The sequence below is a fragment of the Streptomyces sp. NPDC002104 genome (genome assembly GCF_053593795.1).
In genome coordinates this window covers 446,380-462,924 of record NZ_JBSFDF010000001.1, presented here as the reverse complement: position 1 = coordinate 462,924, position 16,545 = coordinate 446,380, and the positions used below count along the sequence as shown (strand labels likewise).

At 74.0% G+C, this 16,545-nt stretch carries 14 protein-coding genes and 1 pseudogene; 13 read left to right on the top strand and 2 right to left on the bottom strand.

Features of this window, described 5'->3' with window-relative positions; translation table 11 throughout:
- Positions 1-41 precede the first annotated feature (41 nt).
- A complete protein-coding gene (locus ACWCP2_RS02025; protein WP_450906633.1) occupies positions 42-1,154 on the bottom strand; it encodes a glycerol dehydrogenase in 1,113 nt (370 codons plus the stop codon).
- Between the two features lie 313 nt (positions 1,155-1,467).
- On the opposite strand from ACWCP2_RS02025, the gene dhaK reads away from it, so the two are divergent.
- From dhaK to ACWCP2_RS01980, 9 genes and pseudogenes are all read left to right on the top strand, one after another.
- Complete coding sequence (gene dhaK, locus ACWCP2_RS02020) at positions 1,468-2,511, top strand: dihydroxyacetone kinase subunit DhaK (RefSeq protein WP_450906632.1); 1,044 nt, start codon at positions 1,468-1,470, stop codon at positions 2,509-2,511.
- 50 nt (positions 2,512-2,561) lie between these two features.
- A pseudogene (gene dhaL / locus ACWCP2_RS02015) lies at positions 2,562-3,281 on the top strand (dihydroxyacetone kinase subunit DhaL); the annotation flags it as partial.
- Positions 3,273-3,761: a PTS-dependent dihydroxyacetone kinase phosphotransferase subunit DhaM gene (locus ACWCP2_RS02010; RefSeq protein WP_450906696.1), complete on the top strand. Its 489-nt coding sequence runs from the start codon at positions 3,273-3,275 to the stop codon at positions 3,759-3,761. The pseudogene dhaL and the gene ACWCP2_RS02010, both read left to right, overlap by 9 nt.
- A 218-nt stretch (positions 3,762-3,979) precedes the next feature.
- A complete protein-coding gene (locus ACWCP2_RS02005; RefSeq protein ID WP_450906631.1) occupies positions 3,980-4,930 on the top strand; it encodes an STM4015 family protein in 951 nt (316 codons plus the stop codon).
- Entirely contained in the window at positions 4,927-6,072 is a 1,146-nt protein-coding gene (locus ACWCP2_RS02000; RefSeq protein ID WP_450906630.1) for an STM4014 family protein, read from the top strand. The genes ACWCP2_RS02005 and ACWCP2_RS02000 overlap by 4 nt, the downstream gene beginning before the upstream one ends.
- A 43-nt stretch (positions 6,073-6,115) precedes the next feature.
- On the top strand, positions 6,116-6,934 hold the full coding sequence (locus tag ACWCP2_RS01995) for an STM4013/SEN3800 family hydrolase (RefSeq protein ID WP_450906695.1): 819 nt from the start codon (positions 6,116-6,118) through the stop codon (positions 6,932-6,934).
- Positions 6,931-8,349, top strand: coding sequence for an STM4012 family radical SAM protein (locus ACWCP2_RS01990; protein WP_450906629.1), 1,419 nt, complete (start codon positions 6,931-6,933; stop codon positions 8,347-8,349). The genes ACWCP2_RS01995 and ACWCP2_RS01990 overlap by 4 nt, the downstream gene beginning before the upstream one ends.
- A gap of 32 nt (positions 8,350-8,381) precedes the next feature.
- On the top strand, positions 8,382-9,242 hold the full coding sequence (locus ACWCP2_RS01985; RefSeq protein WP_450906628.1) for an STM4011 family radical SAM protein: 861 nt from the start codon (positions 8,382-8,384) through the stop codon (positions 9,240-9,242).
- 285 nt (positions 9,243-9,527) lie between these two features.
- On the top strand, positions 9,528-10,970 hold the full coding sequence (locus ACWCP2_RS01980; protein WP_450906627.1) for an APC family permease: 1,443 nt from the start codon (positions 9,528-9,530) through the stop codon (positions 10,968-10,970).
- A 91-nt stretch (positions 10,971-11,061) separates the two neighbouring features.
- Here the strand turns inward: ACWCP2_RS01980 and ACWCP2_RS01975 are convergent, their stop codons facing one another.
- Positions 11,062-12,093 carry a zinc-dependent alcohol dehydrogenase family protein gene (locus tag ACWCP2_RS01975; RefSeq protein WP_450906626.1) on the bottom strand — a complete coding sequence of 344 codons (1,032 nt, stop codon included), beginning with the start codon at positions 12,091-12,093 and terminating at the stop codon, positions 11,062-11,064.
- Between the two features lie 117 nt (positions 12,094-12,210).
- Here ACWCP2_RS01975 and ACWCP2_RS01970 point away from each other — a divergent pair, with 117 nt between their 5' ends.
- The 4 genes from ACWCP2_RS01970 (at position 12,211) to ACWCP2_RS01955 (ending at position 16,468) form a co-directional block, all read left to right on the top strand.
- On the top strand, positions 12,211-13,095 hold the full coding sequence (locus ACWCP2_RS01970; RefSeq protein ID WP_450906625.1) for a helix-turn-helix domain-containing protein: 885 nt from the start codon (positions 12,211-12,213) through the stop codon (positions 13,093-13,095).
- 404 nt (positions 13,096-13,499) lie between these two features.
- Complete coding sequence (locus ACWCP2_RS01965; protein WP_450906624.1) at positions 13,500-14,036, top strand: rhodanese-like domain-containing protein; 537 nt, start codon at positions 13,500-13,502, stop codon at positions 14,034-14,036.
- A 444-nt stretch (positions 14,037-14,480) separates the two neighbouring features.
- Positions 14,481-15,596: an LLM class flavin-dependent oxidoreductase gene (locus ACWCP2_RS01960; protein WP_450906623.1), complete on the top strand. Its 1,116-nt coding sequence runs from the start codon at positions 14,481-14,483 to the stop codon at positions 15,594-15,596.
- Positions 15,593-16,468, top strand: coding sequence for an ABC transporter permease (locus ACWCP2_RS01955; protein ID WP_450906622.1), 876 nt, complete (start codon positions 15,593-15,595; stop codon positions 16,466-16,468). Before ACWCP2_RS01960 ends, ACWCP2_RS01955 begins: the two co-directional genes overlap by 4 nt.
- Positions 16,469-16,545 lie beyond the last annotated feature (77 nt).

The following is a 16,545-nucleotide window of genomic DNA, read 5'->3' as shown; positions in this document are numbered from 1 at the left end:
CTATCTGTCTGTCTGCCTGTCTGCCTGTCTGCCTGCCGCCGCTACCGCTTGGCGTACGCGCGGGCGTAGGAATCGCCCGCGATCAGGGCGTCGGCGACCATCTCCGGGGTCACCGGGAACGGCATGTTGTGCGTGGTCTCGCCCTCCGCGGTGGCCGCACGCCCGATGGCGAGGAGTTCCTCGCGGTCCGGGTCGCCGAGGCCGATCTCCGCGAGGGTGGTCGGCAGGCCGACGGCGCGGCTGAAGCGCAGGTAGGTGTCGAGCTCGTCGGTCGGGGCGCCCTCCAGGACCAGCTGGGCGAGGGTGCCGATGTTGACCTTCTCGCCGTGCATCATGCCGTGCACCTTGTGCGAGACGGTCAGCCCGTTGTGGATGCCGTGCGCGGCGGCGAGCCCGCAGGATTCGAAACCGAGGCCGGAGAGCAGGGTGTTGGCCTCCGTGACCTTCTCCAGCGCCGGAGTGACCACGTGCGCCTCGGCGGCCAGCCGGGCCTGGGGGCCGTACTCCATCAGGGTCTCCCAGCACAGCCGGGCGAGCGCCAGGGAGGCCTCGGTGGCGAGACCGCCGGCCATGGCGACCCGGTTGGCGGCCACGCAGACCCGGGCTTCGTACCAGGTGGCGAGGGCGTCGCCCATGCCGGAGACGATGAAGCGGCTGGGCGCGCCCGCGACGAGCGCGGTGTCGACGAGCACCAGGTTGGGGTTGCGCTGGAAGAAGGAGTAGCGCTCGAAGGCACCGGACTCGGTGTAGATCACGGCGAGCGCGCTGGTCGGGGCGTCGGTGGAGGCCACCGTGGGCGCGGAGACGACGGCGATGTCGCCGAGCGCGTGTCCGACCGCCTTGGCCGTGTCGATGGCGGTGCCGCCGCCGATGCCGATGACGACGTCCGCGCCGGCGGCGCGGGCGGCCGCGGAGACGCGGTCGATCTCCTTCTGGGTGCAGAGCCCGCCGAAGACCTCCTTGGTCAGCCCGACCCCGGCGGCGGAGAGGGATTCCGTGACGGCCGTGTCCACGAAGCCCCAGACGCCCTTGTCCGCGAGGACCACGGCGTTCGTCCCGAGGCGTGCGGTGTGCTCGCCCAGGTCGTTCATCGCCCCGGCGCCCTGCACGTACTTCGGCGGGCTGATCATCATGCGCGTACCGACGGTCTTCACGTGAATCCTCCTCATTGCGAATTCAATTCCGCTTGCCCTTTCATCCCTATCATGGATTTCTGTGACACTCCGAGATATGCACGGTCCCCTTGCGGACGGGCCCTTTCGCGCCCGGATCCGGGACCAAGGACCCGAGCTGTTCCGCAGGTTTCCCAGGGTAAAGTTCCAGCCAAGTGCCCCGGAAGCGGCGGCGGATCGGCGGCGGCTGCGCAGGAATACCGTCCCGCATTTCCCCTTTCCGCTCCGGCCCCGTATGCCACGTTCCCGTTCCGCGTTCCCGTTCCGCGTTCCCCTTTCCAGGAAAGAGGCCCCCGTGAAGAAGCTCATCAATTCCCCCGAAAGCGTCGTCGCCGACGCACTGCGCGGAATGGCCGCCGCTCACCCGGGGCTCCGCGTCGAGGCGGAGAAGGGCATCGTCACGCGGGCCGCCGGAGCGGCCGGGGAGCCGGACGTAGAGCCGGAGGCGAAGCAGGCCGGAAAGCAGGCCGGGAAGGTCGCGCTGCTCTCGGGCGGCGGCAGCGGGCACGAGCCGCTGCACGCGGGGTTCGTGGGACGCGGCATGCTGGCGGCGGCCGTGGCCGGCCCGGTGTTCACCTCCCCGGTGCCGGACAACATCGCGGCCGCCACCTGCGCGGTCGACGCGGGTGCGGGCGTCCTGCACATCGTCAAGAACTACACGGGCGACATCCTCAACTTCACGATGGCGGCGGAGGACTGCGAGGACGAGGGCGTCAAGGTCGAGCAGGTCGTCGTGGACGACGACGTGGCCGTCGCCCGTACGGAGCACGGACCGGGCCGCCGCGGCACCGGCGCCACCCTGTTCGTGGAGAAGATCGCGGGCGCTCTGGCCGAGGAGGGCGCTCCGCTCGCCGAGGTGGCCGCGGTCGCCCGCAAGGTCAACGCGAACTCCCGCAGCTACGGCGTCGCCCTGACCTCCTGCACCACCCCGGCCAAGGGCAGCCCCAACTTCACGCTCGGCGAGGACGAGATCGAGCTGGGCATCGGCATCCACGGAGAGCCCGGCCGCGAACGCCGGAAGCTCATGACCGCCGCCGAGACCGCCGAGGCGATGCTCGACGCCGTCCTCGACGACCTCCCGGAGGCGGCCGGCGCCCCCGTCATCCTCCTCGTCAATGGCCTGGGCGCAACCCCGCCCGTGGAGCTGTACATCATGCGCGCCGAGGTCGAACGGGTGCTCGGCGCACGCGGGATCACCGTGGCCCGGTCCCTGGTCGGCAACTACGTCACCAGTCTGGACATGGCCGGCTGCACCCTCACCCTGTGCCGCGCCGACGAGGAGCTGCTGCGCCTGTGGGACGCGCCGGTGAACACCCCGTCCCTGCGCTGGGGCTGCTGACCCCACCCGCCGCACCCGCCCCTCCCGACCCCCTCCAGGAGCCCTTCCCCATGACCGCCACACCCGCCACCCCGACGCCCGCCACGACGCCCACCCCGAATCCCGCCGCGAATCCCGCCGCGGCCCCGGCCGCCGGGTCCCCCGCGCTGGACACCGCGTACTTCCGCCGCTGGATCGCCGAGACCAACCGGCTCGTACGGCGGGACAGCGCGCGCCTCACCGAACTCGACGCGGTCATCGGCGACGGGGACCACGGGGCCAATCTCGTACGGGGCTTCGGCGCCGTCGGCGCGGCCGTGGCCGAGCAGCGGCCCACCACGCCGGGCGCGCTGCTGACGCTGGCCGGGACCACCCTGACGAACACCGTCGGCGGCGCCTCCGGCCCGCTGTTCGGCACGGCGCTGCGCCGCACGGGCAAGGTGCTCGGCGACACCGCGGCGCCGACCGTGGCGGAGCTGGGGGCCGCGCTCGGCGCCGGGCTCACGTCGGTGCAGAAGCTGGGCGGCGCCGAGCCCGGCGACGCCACCCTGGTGGACGCGCTGGCTCCCGCGGTGACGGCGCTGGCCGAAGCCGGCGGGGCGGGGCGGCCGCTGCGCGAGGCCCTGGACGAGGCCGTACGGGCGGCCCGCGCGGGCGCCGACGCCACCGAACCGCTCGAAGCCCGCAAGGGCCGGGCCAGTTACCTCGGCGAGCGCAGCATCGGCCACCAGGACGCCGGGGCCAACTCCGTGGCCCTGCTGATGGAGGCACTGCGCACCGCGGTGGACGCACCCGAGGCCGAACTCGTCCCCGTGGAGCCGGCCGTGGCCGAGGCTCCGGAGCGGGAGCAGGCGCCGAAGACCCGTACCGGCCGCGTCGGCATCGTGCTCGTCTCGCACAGCAAGGCGGTCGCGGAGTCCGTGGCCGCGCTGTCGGGCGCCCTGCTGGGATCGGTCGAGCCGGCTCCGCTCGCGGTGGCGGGCGGCACCCCCGACGGCGGCATCGGCACCAGCGCGGAACTGATCACGGCCGCCGCCCGGTCGGTGGACGAGGGCGTGGGCGTCGCGGTGCTGTGCGACATGGGCAGCGCGGTGCTGACGGTGAACGCCCTGCTCGGCGAGGAGCCCTCGCCGCTGCCCGGGGGCGCGCGGATCGTGGACGCGCCGTTCCTGGAGGGCGCCGTGGCCATCACGCTGACCTCGGCGATCGGCGGCGACATCGATGCCGTCCTTGCCGCCGCGGAGGACGCGCGGGCCTACCGCAAGCGCTGACCCGGACGCTTCACCCCCGGTGCGCCCTGGCCGGCGCGGAGCGGGCGGAGGCCGGATGTCTCCGAGCCGGCGGCGGCCGCCGGGGGACGCTGCCGCCGGGGGACGCTGCCGCCAGGGGACGCTGCCGACGGGTGCTGTCGGTGGGGCTTGGTAGAACTGTCGTCGGACGACACGCACGGCACGGGCCACCGCCCACCACACCGTCAGGAGCAGCGCACATGACCATGGGGAACCACCTGAGCGAGCTGGGCGGCCTGCCGGTCTTCGACTTCCCGGAACCGAAGGACACCCGCGCGCTGCCCGGGGCCGGGTCCGTGGCCTGGCGGATCTCGGTGGACACCTACGACGCCGAGGAGGAATGGCCGCAGGCCTTCGCCCGGTTCACCGCGGCCGTGGACACCCGGCAGGTGCGCGCCCTGATCGTGGGCGGCTGGTCCGAGGCCTACGAGACCTCCAGCGCCGGGATCGTCGAGGCGCTCGCCGCGGCCGCCGGGGAATTCCCCGCGCTGCGGTCGCTGTTCATCGGCGACATCACGTCCGAGGAGTGCGAGATCTCCTGGATCACCCAGTCCGACGTCGGCCCGCTGCTGCATGCCTACCCGGCGCTGGAGGAGTTCGGCGTGCGCGGCGGATCGAGCCTGGTCTTCCCGCCCGTGAAGCACGACGCGCTGCGCGTGCTGCGCATCGAGACCGGCGGGCTGCCGCGCGAGGTGGTGCTGGGGGTCGCGGCCAGCGAACTGCCCGCCCTCACCGAGCTCGACCTGTGGCTGGGCACGGCCGACTACGGCGGTGACGCGGAGGTCGGCGACCTGGAGGCCTTCCTGAGCGGCGAGCGGCTGCCCGCCCTGCGCAGGCTCGCGCTGCGCAACAGCAGGCTCCAGAACGACATCGCGGCGGCGCTGGCCACCGCTCCGGTCGTGGAGCGGCTGGAGGTCCTCGACCTCTCCATGGGCGTCCTGGACGACGAGGGCGCCGAAGCCCTGCTGGCCGGCCGGCCGCTCACCCATCTCGGCAAGCTCGACCTGCACCACCACTACATCAGTGAGCCGCTCCGGGAACGGCTCCGTGCCGCCCTGGTCCCGCACGGCGTGGAGGTGGACCTCGGCCACGTCCAGACCCCGGACGTCCACGCGCACGGCGTGGACCTCTACATCGCGGTGGCGGAGTGACGCGTACGGCTCCCGCCGTCTCCTTCGCCGTCGTCGGCAATCCGGACAACCGCCGGACCGCCCTCTTCCAGCAGGCCGTGCGCGCCGCCGGGCTGCCCGCGGCCCGGGTGGTGCCGTGGCGGGAGGTGCTGGAGGGCCGGGCCGTCTTCCGGTCCGGGGAGAGCGTACGGATCGATTCGCCCGGCGAGGACCCTGAAGTGGAGCGGCTGTTGCGCGGGGTCGCCGACGCCACCCGGGTCGAGGGCACCGGGCGCTGGTACCGGCGGTTCACCGAGGCCGTGGGCGTGGTGCGCGAGGGGGTGCGGGCGGCCGGCGGCCGGCTGCTGAGCGATCCCGACGACCTGCCCGTGCTGTTCGACAAGCGGCTGTGCCACGGCCGGCTGGCGGCCGCGGGGGTTGCGGTACCGGCCTCCCCGACCTCGGGTCCGGACGCGGTCCGCACGCCGGTGCGCGGCTGGGAGGAGGTCCGGGCCGTGCTCGCGCGCCCGGGCTTCCGCAGGGCGTTCGTGAAGCTCGCCCACGGTTCCTCGGCCTCCGGGGTGCTCGCGGTGGAGACGGGCTCGGGCGGCCGGATCCGCGCCACCACCTCCGTGGAGCGGGCCCCTTCGGGGGCGCTGTACAACTCGCTGCGCCTGCGGCGGTACGAGGACGAGCGGGTGATCGGCGCGATCGTCGACGCCCTGGCCCCCGACGGCCTGCACATCGAGCGGTGGCTGCCGAAGGCCTCGCAGGACGGCCGCCCGGCCGATCTGCGGGTGGTGGTCATCGGCGGCCGGGCCACCCATGCCGTGGTCCGCACGGCGGCGGGTCCGCTCACGAACCTGCACCTCGGCGGTGCCCGCGGCGATCTCGAGGCGGCCGTGGCCGCCGTGACCGCGGCGGGCGGCCGCTGGGAGGCGGACGCGCTCGGAGTCTGCGAGCGGGCGGCGGCAGCCTTCCCGCGCACGCTGTGCGCCGGGGTCGATCTGCTGCCCGCCCTCGGCTGGCGGAGCTTCGCCGTGGCCGAGGTCAACGCCTTCGGGGACCTGCTGCCCCGGCTGACGGGACTTCCCGGCTCCCCGGCCGAGGGCCAGGACACCTATGCGGCCCAAGTGGCCGCCGTACGACAGGAACTGCATGCTCACGCCCCCGCCTGCCCCTGACCCCGGGCACGGACCCGTGCGGGACACCGCGCCCGAGCCCGACATGAACGAGGTCGTCGGCCGTGACGACCTGCTGCTCGTCACCCTCGACACGCTGCGCCACGACGTGGCCGCGCGGCTGGCCGCCGAGGGGCGGATCCCGAACCTGGCCGCGCACCTGCCCGGCGGGGCCTGGGAGCGGCGGCACGCGCCGGGGAGTTTCACCTACGCCTCCCACCAGGCCATGTTCGCCGGCTTCCTGCCCACCCCCGACGGGCCGGGCCCGCATCCGCGGCTGTTCGCCGCCCGTTTCCCGGGCAGTGAGTCCACCGCCGGGCGCACCTGGGTGTTCGACACCCCGGACCTGGTGTCGGGGCTGGCCGGGGCGGGCTACCGGACCGTGTGCGTGGGCGGCGTCGGCTTCTTCAACAAGGCGGCCGCGCTGGGCTCCGTACTGCCCGGGATGTTCCAGGAGTCGCACTGGGAACCGGAGTTCGGGGTGACGTCGCCGGTCTCGTTCGAGGCCCAGGTGTCGCGTGCCGAGCGGGTCGTGGCCGCACTGCCGTACGACCGGCGGCTGTTCCTCTTCCTGAACGTGTCGGCCATGCACCAGCCCAACTGGTTCCACTCCCCCGGGGCGACGGCGGCGGACGGGGACTCGTGGGAGACGCACGCGGCCGCGCTGGAGTACGTCGACCGGCACATCGGGCGGCTCTTCGACGCGATGCGTTCGCGGCGCCGCTGCTTCGCGATCGTCTGCTCCGACCACGGGACCACGTACGGGGACGACGGGTACACGGGTCACCGGCTCGCCCACGAGGCCGTCTGGACGGTCCCGTACGCACAGTTCCACCTGAACCACGAGGAGCCCGGCCCCCGATGAACTTCACGACCGCGTACGAGAGTTACGTGTACGCCTACCCGCACAAGACGGCGTACCGGCCTCTGCCCGAGCGGCCGGAGCTGCGCGGGCTGTGGGCGGAGCAGCCCAAGGACGCGCTCTCGCTCTACCTCCACGTTCCCTTCTGCGAGGTGCGCTGCGGATTCTGCAACCTCTTCACCCGCATCGGCGCCCCCGAGGGGCTGACCACGGCCTATCTCGACGCGCTGGAGCGGCAGGCGAGGGCGGTCCGGGGCGCGCTGGGCGACGAGGAGCCCGTACGGTTCGCGGCGGCCGCCTTCGGCGGCGGGACGCCGACCTTCCTGACGGCCTCCGAGCTGGAGCGGCTCTGCGACATCGCGGAGAAGGCCGCGGGCGCCGACCTGCGGGCGGTGCCGCTGTCGGTGGAGGCCTCGCCGGCCACGGCGACGGCGGACCGGCTCGCGGTCCTGGCCGACCGGGGCACGACCCGGCTCAGCCTGGGCGTGCAGAGCTTCGTGCCCGCCGAGGCGCGCTCCGCGGTGCGGCCGCAGAAGCGGGCGGACGTGGAGGCGGCCCTGGGGCGTGTCCGCGACGCGGCGATACCGGTGCTCAACATCGACCTGATCTACGGGATGGACGGGCAGACGGAGGAGAGCTGGCGGTACTCCCTGGACGCGGCCCTCGCCTGGCAGCCGGAGGAGCTGTACCTCTATCCGCTGTACGTGCGCCCCCTGACGGGCCTGGGGCGCCGCCCGGCCGAGTCCTCGTCCGCCGGGTGGGACGAGCAGCGGCTGCGGCTGTACCGGGCCGGGCGGGAGCATCTGCTGGCCGCCGGGTACGAGCAGGTGTCCATGCGGATGTTCCGCCGGGCGGACGCGCCCGCGGAGGGCGCCGGGACCGCCCGGACCACCCAGACCGCCCCGACCACCGAGACCGCCCGGACCGCCCCGACCGCCCGGACCGCCCGGACCGCCCGGACCGCCGAGGATTACGCCTGCCAGACCGACGGCATGATCGGCCTGGGCTGCGGAGCCCGCTCCTACACGGCGGACCTGCACTACTCCTTCGACTACGCGGTCGGCATGAGCGAGATCCGCGGCATCATCGACGACTACGTGAGCCGCTCCGAGGAGGACTTCGCGCGGGCCGGGCACGGCCGGTGGATCGACGCGGACGAGGCCCGGCGCCGGCACCTGCTGCAGTCCCTGCTCCAGGCGCGCGGGATGCCGGTGGGCGAGTACCGGGAGCGGTTCGGGAGCGGTCCGTGGGAGGACTTCCCGGCCGAGCTGGCGGCCTTCGCGGAGCGCGGCTGGCTCACGGACGACGCGGAGCTGCTGCGGCTGACACCGGAGGGGCTGGCGCACTCGGACGCGGCGGGCCCGGCCCTGTTCTCGGCGGACGTACGGGCCTCGATGGCCGCGTACGAGCGCAAGTGACGGGGGCGGAGCGGCCGGCGCAGGGGCCGCCGATGGACCTGACCGTGCTCTACCGGGGGCCGCTGTCCTCCTGCGACTACGACTGTCCCTACTGCCCGTTCGCCAAGCGCCGGGACAGCCGGGAGCTGCTGACCGCCGACCGGGCCGCACTGGAACGGTTCACCGGCTGGGCCGCCGGGAACACCGGCGACCGGCTGTCCGTCCTGTTCACCCCGTGGGGCGAGGGCCTGGTCCGCTCCTGGTACCGGCGCGCGCTGGTGGAGCTGTCGCACCTGCCGCACGTGCGCCGCGTCGCGATCCAGACCAACCTGAGCGGGCGCACCGGCTGGACCGCCGGGGCCGATCCCGACACGCTCGCGCTGTGGTGCACGTACCACCCGGGGCAGACCCCGTACGACCGCTTCCTGGGCAAGTGCCGGGAACTGGCCGCCGCCGGGGTGCGGTTCAGCGTGGGCGTGGTCGGGCTGCCCGAGCACCTCGCGGAGGCCCGCCGGCTGCGCGCCGCGCTGCCGTCCGAGGTGTACCTGTGGATCAACGCGGCGGAGGGGCACACCTACACCGATCCGGAGGCCGCCGAGTGGACCGGCCTGGACCCGCTCTTCCCGTTCAGCCGCCATCCGCACCGCTCGGCGGGCCTGCCGTGCCGCACGGGGGCCTCGGTGATCTCGGTGGACGGCGCGGGCACGGTCCGGCGCTGCCATTTCGTCAAGGCGGAGCTGGGCAACCTCTACGACGGCTCGTACCGGGCCGCGCTGCGCCCGCGCGCCTGCCCCCTGGCGGTCTGCGACTGCCACATCGGCTACGTCCACCTGGAGACGCTCCCGCTGTACGACGTCTTCGCGGGCGGAGTCCTGGAGCGGATCCCGGCGGCTGCCGGGGGTGCGACGGTGTGACACGGAAGCACGGCGGGTGGGCAAAGCGGAGGGAAATTTACCCGCGGTCACGTGCGGTTATCGCACACCGTGATCGCGCAGCGTTTACACGGCCTTAACGCCCCGCGCGGCGGCCGGCCCGCCCCCGGACGACGAAATCCGCAGGTGAACAGCTCTTGACCTGCGGATCTCGCGGAGATTCCATTCGGCCCGGGAGCCACCGAACCAGATCTGCCCACCACCGCCCCGGAGGCGATACCGCTCCCGCGCTCACTCACCGCATCTGCCGATCGGAACACCGCACCGATGTCTGACACGATCAGCGCCCCCCAGGCCCTCTCCCCCGCCACCGGTCCCGTGCCCCAGAAGCTCAAGCGTTCCATCGGCGTCGTCGGCGGAACCCTGCTCACCCTCTCGTGCGTGACGCCCGCCTCGACCCTCTTCGTCGTGGTCCCGGACCTCTTCTCCAGCCTCGGCACCTGGACCGCGCTCACCATCGCGATCGGCTCCCTGCTTTGCATCGGGGTCGCGTTCTGCTACTCGGAGCTGGGCACCCTCATCCCCAGCGCCGGCGGCGAGTACGCGATGGTGTCGACCCTGTCCGGCCGGCTCGCCGGCTGGCTGGTCTTCGTCCTGTCCCTGCTGGTCGTGATGATCGTGCCGCCCGTGATCGCCATGGGCACCGCCGACTACCTGGCCCCCCTCGTCGACATACCGGCCCCGGCCGCCGGCGCCGGCGTGATGCTGCTGGCCACCCTCGCCGGTCTCCTCGACCTGCGGGCCAACGCCTGGATCACCGGCATCTTCCTCGTCCTGGAGGTCGTGGCGGCCGGGCTCGTCGCGGTCCTCGGCTTCGCCCACAGCGAGCGGGGAGCCGGCGCCCTCGTGCACGGCACCGTGGCCGCGGAGGGCGGCGGCACGTCCACCGTCACCGCGATGATGGTCGTCTCCGGGCTCGCCATCGCGCTCTTCGTCACCCAGGGCTTCTCGACGGCCGTCTACCTCTCGGAGGAGCTGGAGAACCCGCGCCGCAACGTCCCGCGGACCGTGCTGGCCACCCTCGCCATCTCCGCCGCCGTCATCCTGGTCCCGGTCGTCGCCATCACCCTGGGCGCCCCCGACCTGGAGGCCCTGACCTCGGGCGACATCGGCACCATGGTGACCGCCTGGTCCAACTCGGCCGTCGGCACCTTCGTCAGCCTCTGCGTGGCCCTCGCCATCGTCAACGCCGGCATCGTCATGGTCATCCAGAACTCCCGGGTGCTGTTCGCCTCCGCCCGCGACAAGGCGTGGCCCGCCCCGGTCAACTCCGCCCTCTCGCGCCTCGGCCGGTTCGGCTCCCCGTGGGTGGCCACCCTGCTCGTCGGGCTCCCCGGCGCGGCGATGTGCTTCGTCAACCTGGACACCCTCTACGGGGTCACCGGCGTCTCGGTGACCGGCATGTACCTGCTGGTCGCCGTGGCCGCCCTGGCCAGCCGCCGCGGGGCGCACCGCGAGAGCGCCGCCTGGCGGATGCCGCTGTGGCCGGCCGTCCCGGTCGTGCTGATCCTGGTGTTCGTGTACATCCTCACCCAGCAGGAGATCAAGTACCTGCTGTGGACCGGCGGGATCACCGCCGTCGCCACCCTGTACTGGGCGCTCTACCTGCGTCCGCGCAAGGACACCCGCTGGCTGGTCAGCATCCCGGTGGACGAGGAGAACCCTGCCCCGGCCGCGGCCTCGGCCCCTGCTCCTGCCGCCACCGTGTAGCGGCCGTCCGGCAGAGGTGAGGTGAGGTGCGGGGCCACGGGTTCACTTCCCGTGGCCCCGCACCTCTTTCCTTCCGTACGGCTTCTGCCGGTCACGCCCCCACGCTGATCACGACCTTGCCGAAGGGCGCGTCCTCGGCGTAGCCGCGGTAGGCCTCGCGGGCGTCCTCGAAGGGGAGCACCCGGTCGATCACGGGGCGCAGCCCGTGGGTCGCGACGGCCCGGTTCATCGACTCGAACTGGGTCCGGCTGCCGACGAACACCCGCCGGATCGTCGCGAGGCTAGAGGCGTACGCGGCGTGCGAGATCCCTATCCCGGACTTCGTGGCACTGGCGGTGATCAGCAGGGCGATCTGCCCGTGGAGCGAACTGGCGCGCACCGACTGCTCGATGGTGTCCGGACCGCCCGTCTCCACGACCAGGTCGGCGCCGCCGTCGGTCAACTCCCGCACGGCGGATCCCCACTCGGGTGTGCTCACGTAGTTCACGACCGCGTCCGAGCCCAGCGCCTTGAGCCGGTCGGCCTTCGCCCCGCTCGACGTGGTCGAGACGACCCGGCAGCCGAGCAGTTTGGCGAACTGCACGGCGAAGAGGGCGACCGGGCCGGTGCCGAGGGTCAGCACGCTCCGCCCCGGCAGGGGCGCTCCGCCCTCCCCGCCGGTGAGCGCGTTCCAGGCGGTGACCGCGGCGCACGGCAGGGTCGCGGCTTCTTCCCAGGTCAGGTGGGACGGGACGCGGACCGCCCACTCCTCGTCGAGCAGGGCGTACTCCGCGAGCATCCCGTCGAGGGTGCAGCCGGGCTGGTCGACCAGGTCCGGGGTGATCCTGCCGTCCCGCCAGCGCGGGAAATAGGTGCACGAGACGCGGTCGCCGACCGCGAAGCGGGTCACCGCCGCCCCGACCGCGACCACCTCGCCCGCGCCGTCGCTCAGCGGGACCACCCCGGGTGCGGCGGGCAGCGGGTAGCGCTCGCGCAGGATCAGGAGGTCGCGCTTGTTGAGGGAGGCCGCCCGGACGCGGACCACGATCCCGGTCGGCCCGGGCGGCGCCGGGCGGGGGCCGCCGTGGTCCCGCAGGACAATGCCCTCGGTCGTGCCGAACGCTTCGAGGTGGTACGCGCGCATCTTCGCCTCCAGGGGGATCCGTGTCCGATGACGCCGATGCTCCGGCGCCGGGACACGCGCGGCAATTCCCTCCGGGGAATCGAGGGCTCCGCCCGGGCGGCGGCTAGAAAGGGGGGCATGGCCACCCGCACCGGCGACTCCGCCGCCCCGTCCACCGTGTCTCCGTTCGCCCGGGAGATGCGGCGGCGCCGGTCCCTGCGGCGGATGAGCCAGCTGGAGCTGGCCACCCTCGCCGGAACCACGCAGCGCCACCTGAGCTTCATCGAGAGCGGTCGGTCGGTGCCCGGACGGGCGATGGTGGTCCGGCTCGCGGAATCCCTGGGACTGACCCTGCGAGAGCGCAACTCCCTTCTGCTCAGCGCCGGTTACGCACCCCTGTACGCGGAGTCGGCGCGGGACGCCGAGACCATCGGGCCGGCCATGGAGGCTCTGCGGTCGATCCTGACCGGGCACCTCCCGTACCCGGCGGTGGTGGCCGGTCCCCGGGGCGAACTCGTCCTGGCCAACGCGGCGTTCGACGTACTGACGGAAGGCGCGGCCGCGCACCTGCTGGCTCCGCCCGTGAACGTGCTGAGGCTCGCCCTGCATCCGGAGGGCATGGGGCCGCGGGTGGTGAACCTGGCGGCCTGGGGCCGGCACATCACGGAGAGCCTGCGCGCCCGGGCCTCGGCGCACCCCGATCCGGACCTGGAGGCGCTGGCGGCGGAGCTGGACGGCTATCTGCCGGCCGCCGCCCCGGGCCCGGACCCGCGCTCCGGGGCGCGCTCGGCCGACGGCTCCGGCTCCGTCCCGGCCGAGCACCTCGGATTGGCCGTGCCGCTGCGGCTGCGGACCTCCGCGGGGGAGCTCCGGCTGCTGACCACGCTGACCTCGTTCTCGACCGCCGTCGACGTGACCCTGGCCGAGCTGCACCTGGAGGCCTTCCTGCCCGCCGACGCGGCCAGTGCCGCGCTGCTGCGACGCCGGGAGGACGCCAGGACGGGGACCGGCCCCCGGCACTGAGCGCGGCAGCGCCGTACCGGCGTACCGGGGTACCGGCGGCGCCGCCCTGCCGCCGCGCCACCGTGTCGCCCTGCCGCCGCGCCAACGTCTCGCCGTCCCGCCGTCCCGCCGTCCCGCATGGTGGAACGGGTGGCTCGCCCGCGCCGCCACTTCGTCTATGCTCCGCGCCATGGCCGTCACCCAGCGCCTCCTGTCGCGCTCCTGTTGTCCCCGCTGACGCCTGCCTGCCCCGGACCGCCCGCCCGCCGCATCCCGCCCCGGCCCCGACGTCCCCGTCGCTCCCGGCGCGCCCCGCGGCCCCACGGTCCCGCCGCATCCCCCGCGTCCCCCGCACCCTCCGCATGCCCCGCATGCCCCGCACCGCCGTGCATCCCTTTCGCCCTTCCCGAAGGAGCCCGCCCGCCATGAGCAGCAGCCCCGCCCTCCTCGATGTCAGCCAGGCCCACACCCGCCGCACCGAGTTCCGGATCGTCGATGTCCGCACCCCCGGCGAGTACGCCTCCGGCCACCTCCCCGGCGCGGTGAACATCCCCCTCGACCGGATCGGCCGCTCCCTGCCCGAGCTGCGCGAGGCCGCGCAGGAGCGGGAGCTGCTGCTGGTGTGCGCCTCGGGGACCCGCTCGCAGAACGCGGCGCGGACCCTGGCCGGGCACGGCATCGCGGCCACCAGCCTCACCGGCGGCACCGCCTCCTGGTCGGCCCACGGGCATCCGCTCGATTACCCCGCCGAGGGGCCCCGCCGGGTCTGGGCCATGGAGCGCCAGGTCCGGCTGACCGCGGGCGCGGTCGTCCTCCTCGGCCTGCTCCTCGGCCTGCTCGTGCACCCGGCCTTCGAGCTGCTCAGCGCCGGGATCGCCGCCGGGCTGGTCTTCTCCGCCCTCACCGACACGTGCGGCATGGCCGTGGTGCTCGGCCGGCTGCCCTTCAACCGCCGCCGGTAGCCTGCCCGATCCCCTCCGTGCCCGGAATCCGGGACGATTCCGTCCACGATCCGGACTCCGCTTGTCGATACCGCCCGTTCACCGACAGGATGCACCCCATGGCCCCCGTACTCACCTCGCGTCGTCACGTAGATCTGCTGCGTGTGTCGACCATGCTCTGTCGGGCTGCCACCTCCCGTACGCACGGCTGTTGATCTCACCGGTCCGCCGCATCTGACTCCGTACGGATGAGTCCGCGCCTCCCGGCGCACCCCTCAGCACGTCCTTCACCGCGCCGCTCGCGACAGCCGCTGCCCTGACCGCAGGGCGGATCCCGGCCGCGCCTCCGGTCGCGCGGACTCCCGCCTTCCTGCCCGCACGTCCCCGTACACGTGTCACCGCCGTCCCGCCGTCCGCTCCTCGCCCGGCGGTGCGCGTGTCACGCTGCTCCGACGAGGTTTCGCCATGCCCGAGAATCCGCTCCTGCTGCACTGGTTCCTGCCCACCGGCGGGGACGGCCGCGACCCCGGTGGGGTCACCGCCGTCCAGGGACGCAGCCGCACGGCCACCCGCCGGCCCGCGGACGTTCCGTACCTCGCCCAGGTCGCCCGCGCCGCCGAACAGGCCGGATTTCATTCGCTGCTGACCCCGGTCGGGCTCGGCTGCGTCGATCCGTGGATCCTGACGGCCGCGCTCGCGCAGCACACCACCCGGATCGGCTTCCTGGTGGCGTTCCGCGCGGGGTTCGCGAGCCCGACACTGATCGCCCAGCAGGCCGACGCCTTCCGCCGGTTCGCCGGCGGCCGGCTCGGGCTGAACGTGGTGACGGGCGGCGATCCCGCCGAACAGCGCGCCTACGGGGACGGTTTGGCGCACGACGACCGCTACGCCCGCACCGACGAGGTGATGGCCGTGCTGCGGGACCTGCTGGACGGGAAGTCCGTGGACCACGCGGGCGTCCATGTGACCATCGAGGGCGCCCGGCTCACCGATCCGGAACTGCGCCACCCCGTCCCGCTGTACTTCGGCGGGGCCTCGCCCGCCGCCGAGGAGGTGGCCGCCCGCCGGGCCGACGTACAACTGCTGTGGGGCGAGCCGCCGTCGGCCATAGCCGCGCGGATCGAGCGGCTGCGCGAGCGGGCCCGGGCCGCGGGCCGTACGGTCCGGTTCGGGCTGCGGCTGCACGTCATCAGCCGGGACTCCGCGGCCGAGGCCTGGGCGGAGGCCGACCGGATCCTCGCCGGCCTGGATCCGGCCGCGGTCCGGGCGAGCCAGGAGCGGTTCGCCGCCATGGACTCCACCGGGCAGGCCCGGATGGCGGCCCTGCACGGCGGGATCGCGGACGCGGAACGCCTGACGGTGGCGCCGAACCTGTGGGCGGGGATCGGGCTGGTCCGCGAGGGCGCGGGGACGGCCCTGGTCGGCTCGCACGACGAGGTCGCGGCGCGGCTGGCGGAGTACCGGGCCCTGGGCGTCGACGAGTTCATCCTGTCGGGCTATCCGCACCTCGAAGAGGCCTACCGGGTGGGCGAAGAGGTCGCCCCGCGCCTGCGCGCCCTGACCGGGGCGGCGGCCGCGTGAGCGCGCTCACCACCGAGGCCCCCGGCCGAACCGCCGCGCCCGAAGCTCCGTCGGACACCCCGCCCCGGCGGTCGCGCGCCCGGCTCCGGGAGGCGCTGCGCTGGACCGCGCTGCGCCTCCTCGCCCTGGCCGTGCTGCTCGCCGCCTGGCAGGCGGCGGTGGCGGCCGAGCTCTGGCCGCGGGTGCTCGTCCCCTCGCCCGGTGAGGTGTGGCGCCAGTTCCTGCTGGCGTCCACCACGCACGACGGGGTCCGCGGCTACGGCGGCCACCTGCTGATCGAACACCTCGGGGTGAGCCTGGGCCGCATCGGCACCGGTTCGGCGTACGCCGTGCTGGTGGGGGTGCCCCTGGGGCTGCTGATCGGTACCGTCCGGCCGCTGGCGGTGGTGCTGGAGCCGGCCGTGACCTTCCTGCGCACCCTGCCGCCGCTCGCGTACCTCTCGCTGCTCGTCATCTGGTTCGGCATCGACGAGGCGCCGAAGATCTGGCTGCTGGTGATCGCCGCCCTGCCGCCGATCGCCGCGGCCACGGCCGCTGCCGTACGCACCGTTCCCGAGGAACTCGTCGAAGCCGCACGGGCGTTGGGCTCCGGTCCGACGTCCCTGCTGCTGTCGGTGCGGCTGCCCGCCGCACTGCCGGAGATCCTGACCGGCATCCGGATCGCCGTCGGGGTCGCGTACACCTCCGTCGTGGCGGCGGAGACCATCAACGGCGTACCCGGCATCGGCGGCATGATCCGCGACGCCCAGCGCTACAACCTGACGGCCCTGGTGATCGCCGGCATCCTCGCCATCGGACTGTCCGGGATCGTGCTGGACGCCGCGCTGCGGGCAGTCGAGCGGTTCGCCGTCCCCTGGCGCGGCCGCGGCTGACGCCCGCCCCGCCCGCGCTGCCCACCCCTCCCACTCAACGCCTTCCCGCTCAACACCCCTCTTCACTCCTGGAGTTC

What these genes read in the sequence shown, in the direction of transcription:
- ACWCP2_RS02005 (WP_450906631.1), top strand. Translation starts at nt 3,980, where the DNA reads ATGACCATGGGGAACCACCTGAGCGAGCTGGGCGGCCTGCCGGTCTTC.
- ACWCP2_RS01995 (WP_450906695.1), top strand. Translation starts at nt 6,116, where the DNA reads ATGAACGAGGTCGTCGGCCGTGACGACCTGCTGCTCGTCACCCTCGAC.
- ACWCP2_RS01990 (WP_450906629.1), top strand. Translation starts at nt 6,931, where the DNA reads ATGAACTTCACGACCGCGTACGAGAGTTACGTGTACGCCTACCCGCAC.
- ACWCP2_RS01985 (WP_450906628.1), top strand. Translation starts at nt 8,382, where the DNA reads ATGGACCTGACCGTGCTCTACCGGGGGCCGCTGTCCTCCTGCGACTAC.
- ACWCP2_RS01980 (WP_450906627.1), top strand. Translation starts at nt 9,528, where the DNA reads ATGTCTGACACGATCAGCGCCCCCCAGGCCCTCTCCCCCGCCACCGGT.
- ACWCP2_RS01975 (WP_450906626.1), bottom strand. Translation starts at nt 12,093, where the DNA reads ATGCGCGCGTACCACCTCGAAGCGTTCGGCACGACCGAGGGCATTGTC.
- ACWCP2_RS01970 (WP_450906625.1), top strand. Translation starts at nt 12,211, where the DNA reads ATGGCCACCCGCACCGGCGACTCCGCCGCCCCGTCCACCGTGTCTCCG.
- ACWCP2_RS01965 (WP_450906624.1), top strand. Translation starts at nt 13,500, where the DNA reads ATGAGCAGCAGCCCCGCCCTCCTCGATGTCAGCCAGGCCCACACCCGC.
- ACWCP2_RS01960 (WP_450906623.1), top strand. Translation starts at nt 14,481, where the DNA reads ATGCCCGAGAATCCGCTCCTGCTGCACTGGTTCCTGCCCACCGGCGGG.